Below are 17,018 nucleotides of genomic sequence, written 5' to 3' on the forward strand. Positions count from 1 at the left end.
AAGGAGGAAGAAACATGAGCGTAAAGCGCGTATTTGTTGAGAAGAAGCCGGAATTTGCTGTCCAGGCCAGAGAGCTTTGCGATGAGATCGAAAGCTATCTGGGGATCGCCGGTGTGACAGGGGTCCGTGTCCTGGTCCGCTACGACATCGAAAATCTGTCGGAGGATGTGTACCGGGAGGCTCTGGGTACGATCTTTTCCGAGCCGCCGGTGGACGAGGTGTTTGAAGGAGACTTTGTCCATGGCGCAGACGACGCCGTTTTTTCTGTGGAATACCTGCCCGGTCAGTTTGACCAGAGAGCAGACTCTGCCGAGCAGTGCGTGAAGCTGTTAAAAGAGACAGAGGAGCCGGTCATTAAGACTGCCACCACTTATGTGATCTCCGGAAGTCTTACAAAGGAAGAGCTGGACGCCGTTAAGGCCTTCTGCATCAACCCGGTGGACTCCAGGGAGGCCTCTGAAACGATCCCGGAAACTCTGGTATCCGTATTTGAAAAGCCGGAGGATGTGGCTGTGTTTGAAGGCTTTGCTTCCATGGACGAGGCAGCCTTAAAGGAGCTGTACGGTTCCTTAAATCTGGCTATGACCTTCAAGGACTTCCTTCATATCCAGGCTTATTATAAAAACGAAGAGAAGAGGGATCCGTCTGTGACGGAGATCCGTGTGCTGGATACATACTGGTCCGACCACTGCCGCCACACCACCTTCTCCACAGAGCTTAAAAATGTGACCTTCACCGAGGGCGATTATAAGAAGCCCATCGAGGACACCTATAACCAGTATCTGGCCGACCATAAGGAGATCTATAAGGGAAGAGACGACAAGTTCGTATGCCTGATGGATCTTGCCATTATGGGAATGAAGAAATTAAGGGCAGAAGGAAAATTAGAGGATCTGGAGGTCTCCGAGGAGATCAACGCCTGCTCCATCGTGGTTCCCGTGGAGATCGACGGAGAAACTGAGGAATGGCTTGTGAACTTCAAGAACGAGACCCATAACCATCCCACAGAGATCGAACCCTTCGGCGGCGCTGCCACCTGTCTTGGCGGAGCCATCCGTGATCCCTTATCCGGCCGTACCTATGTTTACCAGGCCATGCGCATCACTGGTGCAGCCGATCCCACAAGACCGTTAAACGAGACCTTAAAGGGCAAGCTCCCCCAGAGGAAGATCGTGACCGAGGCTGCCCATGGTTACAGCTCCTACGGAAACCAGATCGGCCTGGCCACCGGATTCGTAAAGGAATTATACCATCCGGGCTATGTGGCAAAGAGAATGGAGATCGGAGCGGTCATGGGCGCAGCTCCCAGAAAAAATGTGATCCGTGAGACTTCTGATCCCGGCGATATCATCATCCTCCTGGGCGGACGCACCGGCCGCGACGGCATCGGCGGAGCCACCGGCTCCTCCAAGGTCCACACAGAGGCTTCCATTGAGGTCTGCGGCGCAGAGGTCCAGAAGGGAAATCCGCCCACAGAGCGTAAGATCCAGAGGATGTTCCGCCGTCCGGAGGTTTCCAGACTGATCAAAAAATGCAATGACTTCGGGGCAGGCGGCGTATCCGTTGCCATCGGTGAGCTGGCAGCCGGTCTTTATATCGACCTGGACAAGGTTCCGAAAAAATACGCAGGCCTGGACGGCACGGAGATCGCCATTTCCGAGTCCCAGGAGAGAATGGCTGTGGTGGTGGATCCCAAGGATGTGGATGCATTCCTGGCTTATGCGGCAGAGGAGAACCTGGAGGCCGTTACAGTGGCAGAGGTGACAGAAAGCCCGCGTCTGACCATGACCTGGAGAGGAAAGACCATCGTGGACCTGAGCCGCGCGTTCTTAGATACCAACGGAGCGCACCAGGAGGCCGACGTGACCCTGACAGTTCCCAACCGGGAAGGAACGCCCTTTGAGAGAAAGGAAGTGGGCAACGTTAAGGAAAGCTGGATGAAGATGTTGGGCTCCTTAAATGTCTGCTCCCAGAAGGGACTGGTGGAGCGGTTTGACGCTTCCATCGGAGCCGGCACTGTGATGATGCCCTATGGCGGAAAATTCCAGCAGTCCGAGATCCAGACCATGGTGGCAAAGCTTCCGGTATTAAAGGGAAAATGTGATGCTGTGACCATGATGAGCTACGGCTTTGATCCGTATCTGTCCAGCTGGAGCCCGTACCATGGAGCCGTTTATGCCGTGCTTTCTTCCGTTGCCAAGATCGCAGCAGCCGGCGGCGACTACCGGAAGATCCGTTTCACCTTCCAGGAATATTTCCAGAGGATGACAGAGGATCCCACCCGCTGGGGACAGCCCTTTGCAGCCTTACTTGGCGCGTATAACGCCCAGATGGGATTTGGCCTTCCGTCCATCGGCGGCAAGGACAGCATGTCCGGTACCTTCAATGAGGAGGACGGAAAGGAAGTCAACGTTCCGCCCACACTGGTTTCCTTTGCTGTGGATGTGGCCAGCGAAAAGACAGCCATTTCTCCGGAATTTAAGAAGGCCGGAAATAAGATCGTTGTATTTAAGATCGAAAAAGACGCTTATGATCTTCCTGTATACAGCCAGATCACCGAGGGATATGGAAAGCTCTTTGAGGATATCAAGGCTGGAAGGATCGTTTCCGCATATGCGGTGGAGCGCCATGGCATGGCAGAGGCTGTCAGCAAGATGGCCTTCGGAAACCATATGGGCGTAAAGATCGAGCACAATGTGGATCCCAGAGACTTCTTCGCACCGGGCTGGGGCGACATCGTCTGCGAGGTTCCGGACGGAAAGGTGGGCGAGCTTTCCATCAGCTATACGCTGATCGGTGAGGTCACCGACCGGGCGGCCTTTGAATACGGCAGCGTATCTATTCCCCTTACAGAGGCACTGGATACATGGAACGCTCCGCTGGAGAACGTATTCCCCACAGAGTCCGGCGTAAAGCAGGAGGAAGTGAAGCAGGAAGTATTTAAGGCAGATCAGATCGTGATCTGTAACCATAAGATCGGTACTCCCAATGTGTTTATCCCGGTATTCCCCGGAACCAACTGCGAGTACGACAGTACAAAGGTATTCGAGCGCGCCGGAGCCAATGTGAGCGCAAAGGTATTCCGCAACTTAAGCGCTGAGGATATCAGAGATTCCGTTGAGCTTTACAGAAAAGAGATCGAAAAGGCCCAGATCGTCATGTTCCCGGGCGGCTTCTCCGCAGGCGACGAGCCGGAGGGTTCTGCCAAGTTCTTCGCCACTGCCTTCCGCAACGAGGTGGTGAAGGAAGCGCTCATGAAGCTGTTAAACGAGAGGGACGGCCTGATTTTAGGCGTCTGCAACGGCTTCCAGGCCCTCATCAAGCTGGGGCTTGTACCGGGCGGCACCATTACGGAGCAGAATGCCGGCGCGCCGACACTGACCTACAACACCATCGGACGCCATATCTCCAAGATGGTGAACCTTAAGGTGGTCTCCAATAAGTCCCCGTGGCTGGCAGAAGCAGAGCTGGGCGGCGTTTATGTGAACCCGGTATCCCACGGCGAGGGCCGGTTCGTGGCCAGCGACGAGTGGCTTAAGAAGCTCTTTGCCAACGGCCAGGTGGCGACCCAGTATGTGGATGCAGACGGCAACCCCACCATGGACGAGTACTGGAACCCCAACGGCTCCTACATGGCCATCGAGGGTATCACAAGCCCCGACGGACGGGTATACGGAAAGATGGCCCATTCGGAGAGACGCGGCGACGCTGTGGCTAAGAACATCTACGGTGAGCAGGATATGAAGATCTTTGAAAGCGGCGTGAAGTATTTTAAATAAATAAGACGCAGAAAACATACGGCAGGCCCCGGTGGGAGAAGCAGGCGGACAAAGGACGAAGGCTTCCCCCGCCGGGGCTTTTCCGGGCGGCCGTACCCATAGAACTGGAGGTATGCGGGATGGAAGAGACCCTGGAGATCCGGTATGTCCGGCCAGAGGACAAGGCGTTCTGGTACAGCCTGGACAGGCATCTTCCGGAGGAGGAATTTGATAAAAAAACTGCCGGTCAGAGAGGCTATGTCTTACTGGCTGAAGGACAGCGGGCCGGGATCCTCAGATATAATCTTTTCTGGGACAATACGCCGTTCTGCACCCTGCTGTACATCGATCCCAGGTTCCAGAGAAAGGGCTTTGGACGGAGGCTGATGGAACACTGGGAAAATGACATGCGGGCGCGGGGCTTCGGCATGCTCCTGACTTCCACACAGGTGGACGAGGAGGCACAGCATTTTTACAGGAAGCTGGGATATAAGGACTGCGGCGGCCTTGTGGTAGATATCCCCGGGTATGAGCAGCCCATGGAGCTGTTCCTGGCAAAGGGGATCGGAAAACACAGTTCGTTTTGACATCTGCTCCAGGGGATGGTACTATGGAGGAAAGAGGAGGCCTGGATCCCTCTGGGGATCGGCAGACTTAAAAATAAAGAAATGCGGAGGAAAAGGATATGGGAAAACGTGTGCTGGTGGTGGTCGATATGCAGAAGGATTTTGTGGACGGAAGCCTGGGGAGTAAGGAAGCCGTTTCCATTGTCCCGGCAGTGGTAAAAAAGGCCAGGGACTTTGACGGGACCGTGCTCTTTACCAGAGATACCCATGGAGAGGATTATATGGAGACCCAGGAGGGGAAATACCTTCCGGTGGCCCACTGTATCAGGGGAACGGAAGGCTGGGAGCTGATCCCGGAGCTGGAGGAGATGAAGGACAGCCGCAAAGCCCAGTGCTTTGACAAGCCGGCCTTTGGCTCTGTGGCCCTGGCAGAGGCTTTAAAAGCCATGTATGAAGCGGGAGAGCTGGAGGCGGTGGAGCTTGTGGGACTCTGTACCGATATCTGCGTGGTATCCAACGCCCTTCTCATAAAGGCGTTCATGCCGGAGCTTCCGGTATCCGTGGACGCCTCCTGCTGCGCGGGAGTAACGCCGGAGAAGCACGCGGCGGCCCTGGAGACCATGAGAAGCTGCCAGATCCAGATCTTATAGGAAACGGCCCTCATGAAGATCGTAGTAAACGGCTATTCCGGCAGCGGAAAATCCACTCTGGCCGGAAGGCTGGGGGAACTCTATCAGATCCCGGTCCTCCACCTGGACACGGTCCACTGGCTGCCTGGCTGGGAGGAGAAGGCAGAGGAACAGGAGAGGTCTGAGGTCCGGGCCTTCATGGACAGGAATGCCTCCTGGGTCATTGACGGAAATTACAGGAAGCTGGAGTATGAACGGAGATTACAGGAAGCCGACCGGATCATTTTTATGGATTTCAACCGGTTTTCCTGCCTTTTTAGGGCATACCGGAGATATCTGGTCCATAAGGGAAGGGCCAGAAACTCCATGACGGAGGGCTGCGAGGAAAAGCTCGATCTGGAATTCATCCGCTGGATCCTCTGGGACAGCCGCACCAGAAAGCAGAAAAAGCTCTGGCAGGCCATGAAGGAGACCTGCGGGGAAAAAACCGTGGTCCTGAAAAACCAACGGCAGCTGGACGGGTTCCTGGAATTCCTAAGCGGACAGAAGGATCCCACAGAGTTCCCATAACGGCCATGGGCCGGAGCGATGTGCTCCGGCCCTCTTTGACAGACAAGGAGGATTGATATGGACACAGTCCCTGCAAAGACCATCCTTACCAGGAACAAGGATACCTCTTGGTTTGGCAGCGATTACAACATGAACCTGTACCGGGGCTGCTCCCATGGGTGCATTTACTGCGACAGCAGGAGCACATGCTACCATGTGGAGGACTTTGACCGGGTGCGCGTAAAGGAAAATGCCCTGGTGCTCCTCCGGGATGAGCTGAGGAGAAAGGTGCGGACCGGAGTGATCGGCAGCGGAGCCATGTGCGATTCCTACAATCCCTTCGAGAGGACAGAGCTGGTGACCCGCCATGCCCTGGAACTGATGGACGCCTTCGGCTTCGGGGCCTCCATGCTGACCAAAAGCCCCCTGATCCTCCGGGACACAGACCTTTACCAGGAGATCAGCACCCATTCCCCGGTCCTATGCATGATGACCATTACTACGGCCGATGACGGACTCAGCAAAAAGATCGAGCCGGGCGTCCCGGCTTCGTCGGAACGGTTTGCGGCGGTCCGCGCCATGGCAGACCAGGGACTGTACACAGGCGTTGTCATGACGCCGCTCCTCCCTTTTCTGGAAGACACAGAACAGAATATCCGGGAAATGGCAAAGCGCACCGCAGACACCGGGGCCAGATTCCTCTATGGGATCATGGGCGTTACCATCCGGGACGGCCAGAGAGAATATTTTTATGACGCTCTCACAAAGCGGTTCCCGGGGGAACGGCTGGCAGAACGGTATGCAGCCGCCTATGGGAACCGCTATTTTTGCGCCAGCCCCCGGGCCCGGAAACTCTGGGAGACGTTCACAGAGGAATGCCGGAGAGAGGGACTCCTCTGGGACATGAAGGATATCATCCACGACTACAAAAAGAAATACGCCTGCACCCAGCTGGAGTTCCAGGTTTAAAGAGGGACAGGGCGGCTCCCTCTTTTACACAGAGGAGCTGCAGAACACCACCATCTGCTCCGGCACAGTCTGGGCCGGAAAGCTCCTGGTGGTGGCCGAATAGGTGGCCAGGATCAGCCGGTTCCCGGGATTCCCCATAAAGATCTGCCCGTTGGGAAGCGTCACCGGAGTGGCCCAGGACGGCTTCAGCAAAAGCGTCCCCTCAGAATTCAGCAGCCTCCCATCAAAAACGTCCAGGACCGCCGTCACTCCCTGGGGAGTATAGGCAGCTGCCACCGCCCTGTATCTGGGCGGAAACACAAGCGGCATGGGGGCTCCCAGGGAATAAAAGAACGTGGTCCGGTCCCCCACCTGGAACGGATGCAGATTCAGCACATAAGCTCCCGGCGGCAGCAGAATATGGACCAGTCCCTGATCCTCACTCTGCACCGTCAGAAGCAGCGTGCAGTCAGACCCTCCAAAGGCCCCGTCCCCCTGATATTCAATGGCCGTAATGATCCCGGCCGTCGGCGTATACGACATACAAAAAACCTCCAGATAACCCATTACCATATCATATCCCCATCGCCTGCGATCCGTTCCTTTTTTTAATCACATCCCACTTAATACTTCCCCCTCCCGCACATTTCCCCCCACATTTTTCCCGCCCCTCCGCGTCTCCTGTTCCGTCCCCCATCCCGCATCCAGACCCGTTCTGCCCACCGGTACTTAGGCCGCGGCTTTTGCGGCCTTACGTACCGCTGTGCGCAGACCGGAGCGGGAGCGGGTCTGGCTGCGGGATGGGGGACTCACCTGGATGTGGGATGGGGGACTTGGGTATTTCAATTTCCAGAAAATAATGTTATAATCCTCTGGGGTACAGGAAGAACGGAGAGAGGATGATACCATGAATTTCTATGTGCCGGAAGGCTATGTTCCAAAGATCGACCTCAGGGAGACCCAGATCGCCATTAAGATCATCAAGGATTTCTTCCAGAGAGAACTGACCAGACAGCTCCATCTCACCCGCGTATCGGCGCCCTTGTTTGTGACGCCGGAATCAGGACTCAATGACAATCTGAACGGCGTAGAGCGCCCAGTGGCTTTTGACTTGAAAGAAGGAAACCGCTCTGCGGAGATCGTCCATTCCCTGGCCAAATGGAAGCGGTACGCCTTAAAGCAGTACGGCTTTCTTCCAGGAGAAGGCCTGTATACCGACATGAACGCCATCCGCCGGGACGAGGATACGGACAACATCCATTCCATTTATGTGGACCAGTGGGATTGGGAGAAGGTGATCCGGAAGGAGGAACGGACCCGGAAGACCCTGGAGGATGCGGTGAGGGCTGTTTATAAGACCTTAAAGATCACCGAAGATTACATGGCCTATGAGTATGAATACATTGGCCATGTTCTGCCGGACCAGATCGTGTTTGTCACAGCCCAGGAGCTGGAGGACCGTTATCCGGCCCTGACGCCCAGGGAACGGGAATATAAAGCTGCCAGAGAATATGGAGCCATATTCATCGAGCAGATCGGGAAAAAGCTGGCGTCCGGAAAACCCCATGACGGCCGGGCCCCGGACTATGATGACTGGGAGCTCAACGGCGATATCATCGTATATTATCCGGTCCTCGATATTGCTCTGGAGCTGAGCTCCATGGGGATCCGCGTGGATGAGGACTCCCTCAGGCGTCAGCTGGCAGAGGCTGGCTGTGAGGAGAGGGCAGAGCTGGCATTTCAGAAGGCTCTGTTAAACGGAGAACTGCCGTACACCATCGGCGGCGGCATCGGTCAGTCCAGGATCTGTATGTTCTTCTTAAGAAAGGCCCACATCGGTGAGATCCAGGCATCCATCTGGCCTGCGGATGTAATGGAAGCGGCCCAGAAAGCCGGGATCCCGCTTTTATAAAGAAAGAAATCAATATGGAGGGGAAGCAGAAAAAATGGCAAATGAACGTCTGAAACAGCTTCGCGCCCTTATGGCGCAGCACGGGATGGATGCATACTATATCCCGTCATCGGATTTCCACGACTCAGAATACGTGGATCCATATTTTAAATGCAGAGAGTTTATCTCCGGCTTCACCGGTTCCGCCGGGACCATGGTGGTGACGAAGGACTTTTCCGGTCTCTGGACCGACGGCCGCTACTTTGTCCAGGCGAAAAAGCAGCTGGAGGGACAGGACACAGAGCTGATGAAGATGGGGGAGGAGAACGTTCCCACCATCGATGAATTTTTAATGGAGCATCTGCCTGAGGGCGGTGTCCTGGGTATGGACGGCCGGGTGGTAAATACCGGCATCGGCCGCAGCTTTGAAAAGCTCTTAAAGGTTAAAAAGGGTACAGCCTCCATTGAGCATGATCTGGCAGGAGAACTCTGGACCGAAAGACCGGAGCTTCCGGCTCCCCAGGTTTGGGTGCTGGAGGAGAAATACGCCGGAGAATCCGCTGCCTCCAAGATCGCGCGGATCCGCCAGGTCATGAAGGAGCACCACGCCACCGTCCATATCCTTTCCGGTCTGGACGATATCGCATGGCTTCTGAACATCCGGAAAAATACCGGAGCATCCATCAACCTTCTGCCTCTGGCCCATGTGCTCATGACCATGGATACCCTGACTCTGTTCATTGACAGCAGCCGCTTTGACGACTGTGTAAACGCATATCTGAAGGAAAACGGCGTGACCCTGGCTCCCTATGGAGACATTTACGGGGCAGTGAAGGAGCTGCGGAACGAGACGATCTTACTGGAGCCGGACAAGGTGAACTACGCCATGTATAAGAGCATCCATGAGAGCTGTCTCCTGGAGGAGGCCATGAACCCGGCTTCCTGGATGAAGGCCATGAAGAATCCGGTGGAGATGGAGAATCTGAGAAAGGCTCATATCAAGGACGGTGTGGCTCTCACGAAATTTATTTACTGGATGAAGACAAAGGCTCCCAAGGGAAGCCTTATGGAAACGGAGGCTGCGGAGCATCTGGAGAGCTTAAGAAAGGAGCAGGAGGGATATATCTGCCCCAGCTTTGACACCATCTCCGCTTACGGAGCCAACGCGGCCATGTGCCACTACCACGCCACCAAGGAGGAGGAATCTGTCATCGGAAAGGACGGCTTCTACCTGGTGGATTCCGGCGGACAATATTATGAGGGTACCACAGACGTGACCAGGACCATCGTCATGGGAGAACTGACCCATGAGGAAAAGCTCCACTTTACCCTGGTGCTCATGGGAATGCTCCGTCTTACAGACGCCAAGTTCCTCCATGGCTGTCGCGGGATCAATGTGGATTATCTGGCGAGAGGTCCCTTATGGAAGCTGGGCCTGGACTTCAACCACGGAACCGGTCATGGCGTCGGTTACCTTTCCAATGTCCATGAGCGGCCCAATGGCATCCGCTGGAAGATCGTTCCGGAACGCCAGGACAGCTGTATCCTGGAGGAGGGCATGCTGACCTCCAATGAGCCTGGAATTTATATCGAGGGGAGCCACGGCATCCGTACAGAGAACCTGCTGTTATGCCGGAAGGCAGAAAAGAACGGCTACGGCCAGTTCATGCGGTTCGAGACCATGACCTATGCTCCCATTGACACGGAGGCCATTGATATTTCTGTCATGGAGCCTTCGGATGTGCGCCTTTTAAACCAGTACCATAAGGATGTTTATGAAAAGCTGTCCCCCTATCTGACAAAGGAAGAAGCAGAATGGTTAAAGGACGTCACAAAACCCATAGGAGGAGATGCCCAGTGGCATATTTAGAAAAAAAGATCCTGGTAACGATCCCGGTGACGGAGGCCCACAAAACGTATCTGGAAAAGCGGGCGTCCTCAGGGAAGTATAATTGTCAGTTCCGGTATATTCCGAAAGAACATGTGACGAAGGAGGATCTGGAGGATACCCAGGTTCTCATCGGCAACCTGCCTCCCGCCCTGGTGCGGGAGGCGAAGCGCCTGGAATGGCTCCAGTTAAACAGCGCTGGAGCCGATCCCTATACGCCGGAGGGAGTGCTTCCTGCCGGAGCAGTCCTTACGAACGCCACCGGAGCCTATGGCCTGGCGGTATCCGAGCATATGCTGGCCCTGACCTTTGATCTGATCCGCCGCCTGGGGCAGTATCATAAAAACCAGGCGGACCGTCAGTGGAGATCCATGGGGAGCATCATTTCGGTGGAGGGCTCCACGATCCTGATCCTGGGACTGGGAGATATCGGAGGAGACTATGCCCGGAAGGTGAAGGCTCTGGGCGCGTACACCATCGGCGTCAGACGGACCTGCAGGGAGAAGCCGGAATACCTGGATGAACAGTATACCATGGACGACCTGGACCGCCTTCTTCCCAGGGCCGACGTGGTGGCCATGGTGGTGCCTGGAGGTCCTGCCACCTGCCATCTGATGGATGAGAGACGGCTCCGCCTGATGAAAAAGGGCGCGTATCTCATCAATGTGGGACGGGGAAATGCCATCGATCCCGCAGCATTAAAGGTAGTTTTAAAGGACGGCCATCTGGGCGGCTGCGGACTGGATGTGACCGAGCCGGAGCCCCTGCCGCCGGAGGACGAGCTTTGGGCTATGGACAATGTGGTGATCACGCCCCATGTGGCGGGAAATTTCTTCCTGGCGGAGACCTTTGAACGGATCGTTAGGATCGCCGGAGAGAACTTAAAGGCATGGGCGTCGGGAGAAGAGTTAAAGAACGTGGTGGACTTTTCCACCGGATACAGAAAATAAGAAAACGCTGCCGGAAACGGATGGATCTGCCAGTTTCCGGCGGCGTTTTGTCGTTGGTGGGAATTTAGAAATCAAAGGTCCCGGTATACTTTTTCCGGCTGGCGGTTTCCGGCGCATAGGCGATGGGATAGATCACCATGGCCATCAGCATGGAACCGAACACATCCAGGATAGAGTGCTGCTTTAAGCATACGGTGGCAATACAGATGGACACCATCAGGATCCCGGAGGCCCATACCAGAGGCTTGTTCTTTGAAAGAGTCTGGCTGCGGCAGATGGAAATATGGACCCCGATGGAGTTGTATGCATGGATGCTGGGGAACACATTGATACATGGATCGATGCTCCACAGCTTCGCCACCAGGAAGCAGAAGATATTTTTATCCGGGTCGATGGCAGGGCGGAAATCCGTTCCATTGGGGTACAGGGTACACACCAGAAGGCTGATGGTCATGCCTGTAAATAAAAAGGTACACAGCCGGTAATAATCGTCCTTGCTGGTAAAGAAAAAATAGGCAATGGCAGCAGCCACATACAAAAACCACAGCAGATAGGGGACGATAAAATACTCGTTGAACGGGATCAGATCGTCCAGGGCTGTATGCATCACGTGGTAAGGTTTTCCCACATTCTGCTGGAGCGCTGCAAACCATGGCAGATAGATCAGGCCGTAGGACAGGATCCAGACATGGCCGTATTTTTTCATGAGTTTTTTCATATTTTCAATGACCTCCTTTCGTTCTGGTCATTTCCTGTTATAACTTTAGCAAAGTATATCACAGGGAAAAACGGGTTTCAAGGCAGTTCACAAAAATTTAAGAAAGAGTAACATTTTGGTAATATGTTGGTACAAAAACGAAAAAATTTCGCCAGTATTTTGACAGAATGATGGATTTGTGGTATGTTATAAGAAACCAGTCAGAAAGGAGAAATGGATTATGCCTTATGTGGAAGAAGCTGGATTACAATATCATTTAAATATAAGACCCGGCGATGTGGGACGCTATGTGATCCTTCCGGGAGACCCCAAGCGCTGTAAAAAGATCGCGGAACATTTTGAGCGTGCAAAGCTGGTGGCCGACAGCCGGGAATACGTGACGTATACGGGATACCTGGATGGTGAAAAGGTCAGCGTCACCTCCACCGGCATCGGCGGTCCCTCGGCGGCCATTGCCCTGGAGGAACTGGTGAAATGCGGAGCCGATACCTTTATCCGGGTGGGAACCTGCGGCGGCATGGACCTGGACGTAAAAGGCGGCGACGTGGTGGTTGCCACCGGGTCCATCCGGGCAGAGGGGACCAGCAGAGAGTATGCGCCCATTGAGTTTCCGGCAGTGGCGGATCTCAGGGTGGTCAACGCCCTGATGAAGGCGGGAGAGAACCTGGGCTATGCCTGCCATGCCGGAGTGGTCCAGAGCAAGGATTCCTTTTATGGCCAGCACAATCCGGAGCTGATGCCTGTGGCGGGAGAGCTTTTAAGCAAGTGGGATGCCTGGCTGAAGCTGGGGTGCAAGGCGTCAGAGATGGAGTCGGCGGCCCTTTTTATCGTGGCCAGTTATCTGAGAGTCCGCTGCGGCGCCTGCTTTCTGGCAGTCGCCAACCAGGAACGGGAAAAGGCGGGACTTCCCAATCCCGTGGTCCACGATACGGAGGCGGCCATTAAGGTGGGCGTGGAGGCCATCCGCGTCCTTATAAAAGAGGAACGGGAAAAGAATCAGACCGTATAACGGGAAAGGATTCCGGGAAAGGCGGTGCGGTTTATGGAAAATAAGGAACTGGTGGCGAAGGCTTTGGAGGCCAGGAGCGCGGCTTATACCCCCTATTCGGGATTCCGGGTGGGAGCCGCCCTTTTATGTGCGGATGGGACAGTCTATGGGGGCTGCAACATTGAAAACGCGGCCTTTGGCCCCAGCTGCTGCGCGGAGCGGACCGCGTTTTTTAAAGCCGTCAGTGAAGGAAAACGGGGATTTTCTGCCATTGCCATCGTGGGAGGACCGGCCGGGAAGGAGCCGGAGGATTTCTGCCCGCCCTGCGGCGTCTGCCGCCAGGTGATGATGGAATTCTGTGATCCGGAGCGCTTCCGGATCGTTCTGGGGAAGGGGGATCTTTCCTTCCGGGAGTATACCCTGAAGGAGCTTCTGCCCCTGGGCTTTGCTGGAGACGGCGTAGAAAGAAAGGAATAGAAAAATATGACGTACAGGGAAATCTTATCCAGAGTGGATCATACGCTTTTAAAGCAGGGGGCCACCTGGGAGCAGATAAAGGCTGTCTGCGATGACGGCCTCCGGTTTGGGACTGCGTCGGTGTGTATCCCTCCGTCCTTTGTGAAGCAGGCCGCAGAGTATTTAAAGGGACGGCTTCCCGTATGTACGGTCATCGGCTTCCCCAACGGCTATAACACCACAGCAGTCAAGGTATATGAGACCGCAGAGGCTGTGGAAAACGGAGCGGATGAGATCGACATGGTGGTGAACCTGGGCTGGGTGAAGGAGGGCCGGTATGACCGGGTCCTGGAGGAGATCAACGCGGTCAAAAAAGCCTGTGCCGGCCGCCTTTTAAAGGTGATCATTGAGACGTGTCTTTTAACAGAAGAAGAAAAGACGGAGCTTTGCAGGACTGTCACCAGGTCCGATGCAGAATTTATAAAGACCTCCACGGGCTTTTCCGCCGGCGGTGCCACCTTTGCGGATGTGGAGCTGATGAAGGCACAGATGGGGGAGGGAAAGCAGATCAAGGCCGCAGGAGGCATCAGCGGCTTCCATGACGCTGAAACATTTATCCGTCTGGGAGCGGACCGCCTGGGGACCAGCAGACTGGCAGAGCAGGCAAAAAAGAAAGAGGTAGAACTGGATGAAGAAGTATAAAAGAATATTTACCATTGTCATCGATTCCCTGGGGATCGGTGCCATGGAGGACTCCGAACAATTTGGAGATAAAGGGGTCAATACCCTGGGCCATATTGCAGAGCGGATGGAGGATTTTCAGATCCCCAATTTAAGGAGGCTGGGGATCGCAAACCTTTGCAGCCTTTCCGGGCTGGCCCCGGAGGAAAAACCCCTGGGCTACCGTATGGTCATGCGGGAGATGAGCAACGGAAAGGACACCATGACCGGCCACTGGGAAATGATGGGCATCCATACCACCAAGCCCTTTCAGACCTTTACGGATACGGGATTCCCGCCGGAGCTCATAAAAGAGCTGGAGGAACGGACCGGCAGGACGGTCATTGGAAATAAGAGCGCCAGCGGTACGGAGATCCTGGATGAGCTGGCTGAGGAGGAGATCGCCACCGGCCACATGATCGTATATACATCGGCGGACTCTGTGCTGCAGATCTGCGGCAACGAGGAGACCTTCGGCCTGGAGGAGCTTTACCGGTGCTGCGAGATCGCCAGGGAGATCACCATGAAGGAAGAATGGCGCGTGGGCCGGGTCATTGCGCGGCCCTATGTGGGAAGGAAAAAGGGAGAGTTCGTGCGGACCAGCAACCGCCACGATTATGCTTTAAAGCCCACAGGGACCACTGCCTTAAATATCCTGAAGGATCACGGCTATGATGTGATCTCCGTAGGAAAGATCCGGGATATCTTTGACGGAGAGGGGATCACAGAAAGCCATAAATCCAAGTCCTCGGTCCACGGCATGGAGCAGACCATTGAGCTCTGTAAAAAAGATTTTTCCGGCCTGTGCTTTGTGAATCTGGTAGATTTTGACGCCCTCTGGGGCCATCGGAGAGATCCGATTGGCTATGGAAAGGAGCTGGAGCGGTTCGACGAGAAGCTGGGAGAGCTTCTGCCTCTCCTTGGGGAGGACGACCTTCTTATGATCACCGCCGACCATGGAAATGATCCCACCTATACAGGGACCGACCACACCAGGGAAAAGGTGCCGTTCCTTGCCTATTCGCCGTCCATGAAGGGCCAGGGGGAGCTGCCGGAGGCGGAGACCTTTGCAGTCATCGGAGGAACCATTCTGGATAATTTCGGACTGAAAAAGGAAGAAAATATGATCGGGGCTTCCGTTCTGGAAAAACTGGTCTAGGATTTTTTCCGGGCTGCTTCCGGCGGGGGCGGCCCGGGCAGAAATGAAAAAATGATGGGGAGAGGGTACAAAAGCATGAATAATGACCTGACGAAAGGCTCGATCACAGGGGGACTGATCCGGTTTGCGATCCCCCTGTTTCTTGGGCAGCTGCTCCAGCAGTTTTATAATATGGCGGATGCCTGGGTCGTTGGAAATATTGCCAGCAACGACGCCTTTGCGGCCGTCAGCTCCGGAGGCCATCTGACGTTTCTGATCATCGGTCTCTTTAATGGCATCGCTGTGGGAGGCGGCGTAGTGATCTCCCGGTATTTTGGCGCGAAAAACAGAGAGGGAGTCCAGAAGGCTATCCATGCCAACTTTCTGTTCGGGATCTGGTCCTCGGTCATCGCCACGGCGGCAGGACTTATTTTTATTCCCTCTGTCCTGCGGATGATGAATACGCCGGACAGCGTGATGCCCCATTCCCTGGTATATTTCAGGATCTATTTTGCCGGCGTGTTCACGGTGATCCTGTATAATGTCTGTATGTCGGTGATGCGGGCCCTGGGAGACAGCCTCCATCCCCTTTATTATCTGATCGTGTCCTCCCTGGTGAACGTGGCCCTGGACCTGCTTTTTGTGGCCGGCTTCCAGTGGGGCGTGGGCGGCGCGGCCTTTGCCACGGTCATTGCCCAGGGCTTAAGCGTGGTCCTGTGCCTGATCCGCATGAGCCGGGAAAAGGACGAATCCCTGCGGCTGGATATGAAAAAGCTGAAGCTCAATAAAGAAATGATGGCTCAGGTGATCCGCCAGGGACTTCCCACGGGCATCCAGAACTCGGTGGTCAGCGTGGGAAATCTGGTGATCCAGACCAACATCAACGCCTTCGGAGCCTTTGCCATGTCGGGGGTGGGAGCCCATTCCAAGATCGAGGGGATCGTGTTCCTTCCTATTATGAGTATGTCCATGGCCCTGCCCACCTTCGTGAGCCAGAACATAGGCGCAGGGGAGTATGAGCGGGCGAAAAAGGGCGCTGCCGTGGGTACCATTTCCAGCATGATCCTGGCCGAGCTGGTGGGGATCCTCTATTTTATGTGGGCTCCCTATGCGATGAGGATCTTTGTAAACGCTCCGGAGGCCATTGAATTCGGCGTCATCCACTGCCGTACTACGGCGCTGTTTTTCTTCCTCCTGGCCTTTTCCCACTGTGCGGCGGGAGTTATGAGGGGCTGTGGGAAATCCTTTATGCCCATGGCGGCCATGCTGGCCTTCTGGTGCGGTGTCCGGATCCTTTACGTTTCCATCGCCATCCAGATCGTTCCTGTGTTCCAGACCATTTCCTGGGCGTATCCGCTGACCTGGTTCTTAAGCTCCGTAGCCTTTTTCGTGTCCCTGGTGCGCATGGACTGGAAAAAGCTGTGATGGAAGAGCGGAAGAAAAAACCATACCATCCGTGTACGGGGGAGCATGACTTCTGTACACGGGGGCTTCCGCCTCCTGCGGGAGAGGGAGTAAGCGGGCCTGGGAAACCGGCCTGCGGGCAGCTGAAAAGCAGAAAAATAAAAATGAAGAAAAAAATTAAAAAAAGTGTTGACATTTTTCCTTTTATCAGTTATACTGTCAAAGTCGCAAGTGAGTAACAGCTCACAGGACGAAATGGGGTCTTAGCTCAGCTGGGAGAGCATCTGCCTTACAAGCAGAGGGTCATAGGTTCGAGCCCTATAGGCCCCATTCCATAAGAGAAATCTTATGAACAATTTCATATGGCGGAATAGCTCAGTTGGCTAGAGCATACGGTTCATACCCGTAGTGTCGA

15 protein-coding genes and 1 tRNA gene are annotated in these 17,018 nt (G+C 54.8%); 14 read left to right on the plus strand and 2 right to left on the minus strand.

The features are described from left to right. The first annotated feature begins 14 nt into the window (after positions 1–14). The 5 genes from WIH05_RS01335 (at position 15) to WIH05_RS01355 (ending at position 6,471) form a co-directional block, all read left to right on the plus strand. Positions 15–3,779, plus strand: a complete 3,765-nt coding sequence (locus WIH05_RS01335; RefSeq protein WP_022274111.1) for a phosphoribosylformylglycinamidine synthase — start codon at positions 15–17, stop codon at positions 3,777–3,779. A gap of 119 nt (positions 3,780–3,898) precedes the next feature. Further along, positions 3,899–4,345, plus strand: a complete 447-nt coding sequence (locus WIH05_RS01340; protein WP_337424868.1) for a GNAT family N-acetyltransferase — start codon at positions 3,899–3,901, stop codon at positions 4,343–4,345. Between the two features lie 98 nt (positions 4,346–4,443). Then, positions 4,444–4,974, plus strand: a complete 531-nt coding sequence (locus tag WIH05_RS01345) for an isochorismatase family cysteine hydrolase (protein WP_022274109.1) — start codon at positions 4,444–4,446, stop codon at positions 4,972–4,974. Between the two features lie 12 nt (positions 4,975–4,986). Then, the gene (locus tag WIH05_RS01350; protein ID WP_337424869.1) at positions 4,987–5,523 is read left to right on the plus strand and encodes a DNA topology modulation protein; all 537 of its coding nucleotides are present in this window, start codon (positions 4,987–4,989) and stop codon (positions 5,521–5,523) included. A gap of 57 nt (positions 5,524–5,580) precedes the next feature. Next, positions 5,581–6,471 (plus strand): radical SAM protein, encoded by an 891-nt coding sequence (locus tag WIH05_RS01355; protein ID WP_337424870.1) that lies wholly within the window; start codon positions 5,581–5,583, stop codon positions 6,469–6,471. A gap of 24 nt (positions 6,472–6,495) precedes the next feature. On the opposite strand, the gene WIH05_RS01360 is transcribed toward WIH05_RS01355, so the two are convergent. Further along, on the minus strand, positions 6,496–6,993 hold the full coding sequence (locus tag WIH05_RS01360) for a hypothetical protein (protein WP_337424871.1): 498 nt from the start codon (positions 6,991–6,993) through the stop codon (positions 6,496–6,498). Between the two features lie 364 nt (positions 6,994–7,357). Here WIH05_RS01360 and asnA point away from each other — a divergent pair, with 364 nt between their 5' ends. From asnA to WIH05_RS01375, 3 genes are read left to right on the plus strand one after another with little or no spacing between them, the layout of a single operon-like run. Then, positions 7,358–8,362, plus strand: coding sequence for an aspartate--ammonia ligase (asnA, locus tag WIH05_RS01365; RefSeq protein WP_022272727.1), 1,005 nt, complete (start codon positions 7,358–7,360; stop codon positions 8,360–8,362). A 34-nt stretch (positions 8,363–8,396) separates the two neighbouring features. Further along, complete coding sequence (locus WIH05_RS01370) at positions 8,397–10,211, plus strand: aminopeptidase P family protein (RefSeq protein ID WP_022272726.1); 1,815 nt, start codon at positions 8,397–8,399, stop codon at positions 10,209–10,211. Next, complete coding sequence (locus tag WIH05_RS01375) at positions 10,199–11,179, plus strand: D-2-hydroxyacid dehydrogenase (protein ID WP_337424872.1); 981 nt, start codon at positions 10,199–10,201, stop codon at positions 11,177–11,179. Before WIH05_RS01370 ends, WIH05_RS01375 begins: the two co-directional genes overlap by 13 nt. Before the next feature lie 64 nt (positions 11,180–11,243). On the opposite strand, the gene WIH05_RS01380 is transcribed toward WIH05_RS01375, so the two are convergent. After that, the gene (locus WIH05_RS01380) at positions 11,244–11,906 is read right to left on the minus strand and encodes a phosphatase PAP2 family protein (protein WP_337424874.1); all 663 of its coding nucleotides are present in this window, start codon (positions 11,904–11,906) and stop codon (positions 11,244–11,246) included. A 211-nt stretch (positions 11,907–12,117) separates the two neighbouring features. Between WIH05_RS01380 and udp the strand changes: the two genes are divergently transcribed. From udp to WIH05_RS01410, 6 genes are all read left to right on the plus strand, one after another. Then, complete coding sequence (gene udp, locus WIH05_RS01385; RefSeq protein ID WP_022272723.1) at positions 12,118–12,906, plus strand: uridine phosphorylase; 789 nt, start codon at positions 12,118–12,120, stop codon at positions 12,904–12,906. A gap of 33 nt (positions 12,907–12,939) precedes the next feature. Further along, entirely contained in the window at positions 12,940–13,362 is a 423-nt protein-coding gene (gene cdd, locus WIH05_RS01390) for a cytidine deaminase (RefSeq protein WP_022272722.1), read from the plus strand. Between the two features lie 6 nt (positions 13,363–13,368). Beyond that, positions 13,369–14,043 carry a deoxyribose-phosphate aldolase gene (gene deoC, locus WIH05_RS01395; protein WP_022272721.1) on the plus strand — a complete coding sequence of 225 codons (675 nt, stop codon included), beginning with the start codon at positions 13,369–13,371 and terminating at the stop codon, positions 14,041–14,043. Beyond that, positions 14,030–15,220: a phosphopentomutase gene (locus tag WIH05_RS01400; protein ID WP_022272720.1), complete on the plus strand. Its 1,191-nt coding sequence runs from the start codon at positions 14,030–14,032 to the stop codon at positions 15,218–15,220. Before deoC ends, WIH05_RS01400 begins: the two co-directional genes overlap by 14 nt. Before the next feature lie 75 nt (positions 15,221–15,295). Further along, positions 15,296–16,624 (plus strand): MATE family efflux transporter, encoded by a 1,329-nt coding sequence (locus WIH05_RS01405; RefSeq protein ID WP_337424873.1) that lies wholly within the window; start codon positions 15,296–15,298, stop codon positions 16,622–16,624. A gap of 236 nt (positions 16,625–16,860) precedes the next feature. Further along, positions 16,861–16,933 (plus strand) — tRNA-Val (locus WIH05_RS01410). The last annotated feature ends 85 nt before the right edge of the window (positions 16,934–17,018 follow it).

It is taken from the genome of Alitiscatomonas sp., assembly GCF_037242085.1.
GTDB classification, from domain to species: Bacteria; Bacillota; Clostridia; order Lachnospirales; family Lachnospiraceae; genus Alitiscatomonas; species Alitiscatomonas aceti.

Bases quoted from the DNA above. Each gene is read 5' to 3' on its own strand.
- WIH05_RS01335 (WP_022274111.1), top strand. From the start codon at position 15: ATGAGCGTAAAGCGCGTATTTGTTGAGAAGAAGCCGGAATTTGCTGTC.
- WIH05_RS01340 (WP_337424868.1), top strand. From the start codon at position 3,899: ATGGAAGAGACCCTGGAGATCCGGTATGTCCGGCCAGAGGACAAGGCG.
- WIH05_RS01345 (WP_022274109.1), top strand. From the start codon at position 4,444: ATGGGAAAACGTGTGCTGGTGGTGGTCGATATGCAGAAGGATTTTGTG.
- WIH05_RS01350 (WP_337424869.1), top strand. From the start codon at position 4,987: ATGAAGATCGTAGTAAACGGCTATTCCGGCAGCGGAAAATCCACTCTG.
- WIH05_RS01355 (WP_337424870.1), top strand. From the start codon at position 5,581: ATGGACACAGTCCCTGCAAAGACCATCCTTACCAGGAACAAGGATACC.
- WIH05_RS01360 (WP_337424871.1), bottom strand. From the start codon at position 6,993: ATGTCGTATACGCCGACGGCCGGGATCATTACGGCCATTGAATATCAG.
- asnA (WP_022272727.1), top strand. From the start codon at position 7,358: ATGAATTTCTATGTGCCGGAAGGCTATGTTCCAAAGATCGACCTCAGG.
- WIH05_RS01370 (WP_022272726.1), top strand. From the start codon at position 8,397: ATGGCAAATGAACGTCTGAAACAGCTTCGCGCCCTTATGGCGCAGCAC.
- udp (WP_022272723.1), top strand. From the start codon at position 12,118: ATGCCTTATGTGGAAGAAGCTGGATTACAATATCATTTAAATATAAGA.
- cdd (WP_022272722.1), top strand. From the start codon at position 12,940: ATGGAAAATAAGGAACTGGTGGCGAAGGCTTTGGAGGCCAGGAGCGCG.
- deoC (WP_022272721.1), top strand. From the start codon at position 13,369: ATGACGTACAGGGAAATCTTATCCAGAGTGGATCATACGCTTTTAAAG.
- WIH05_RS01400 (WP_022272720.1), top strand. From the start codon at position 14,030: ATGAAGAAGTATAAAAGAATATTTACCATTGTCATCGATTCCCTGGGG.
- WIH05_RS01405 (WP_337424873.1), top strand. From the start codon at position 15,296: ATGAATAATGACCTGACGAAAGGCTCGATCACAGGGGGACTGATCCGG.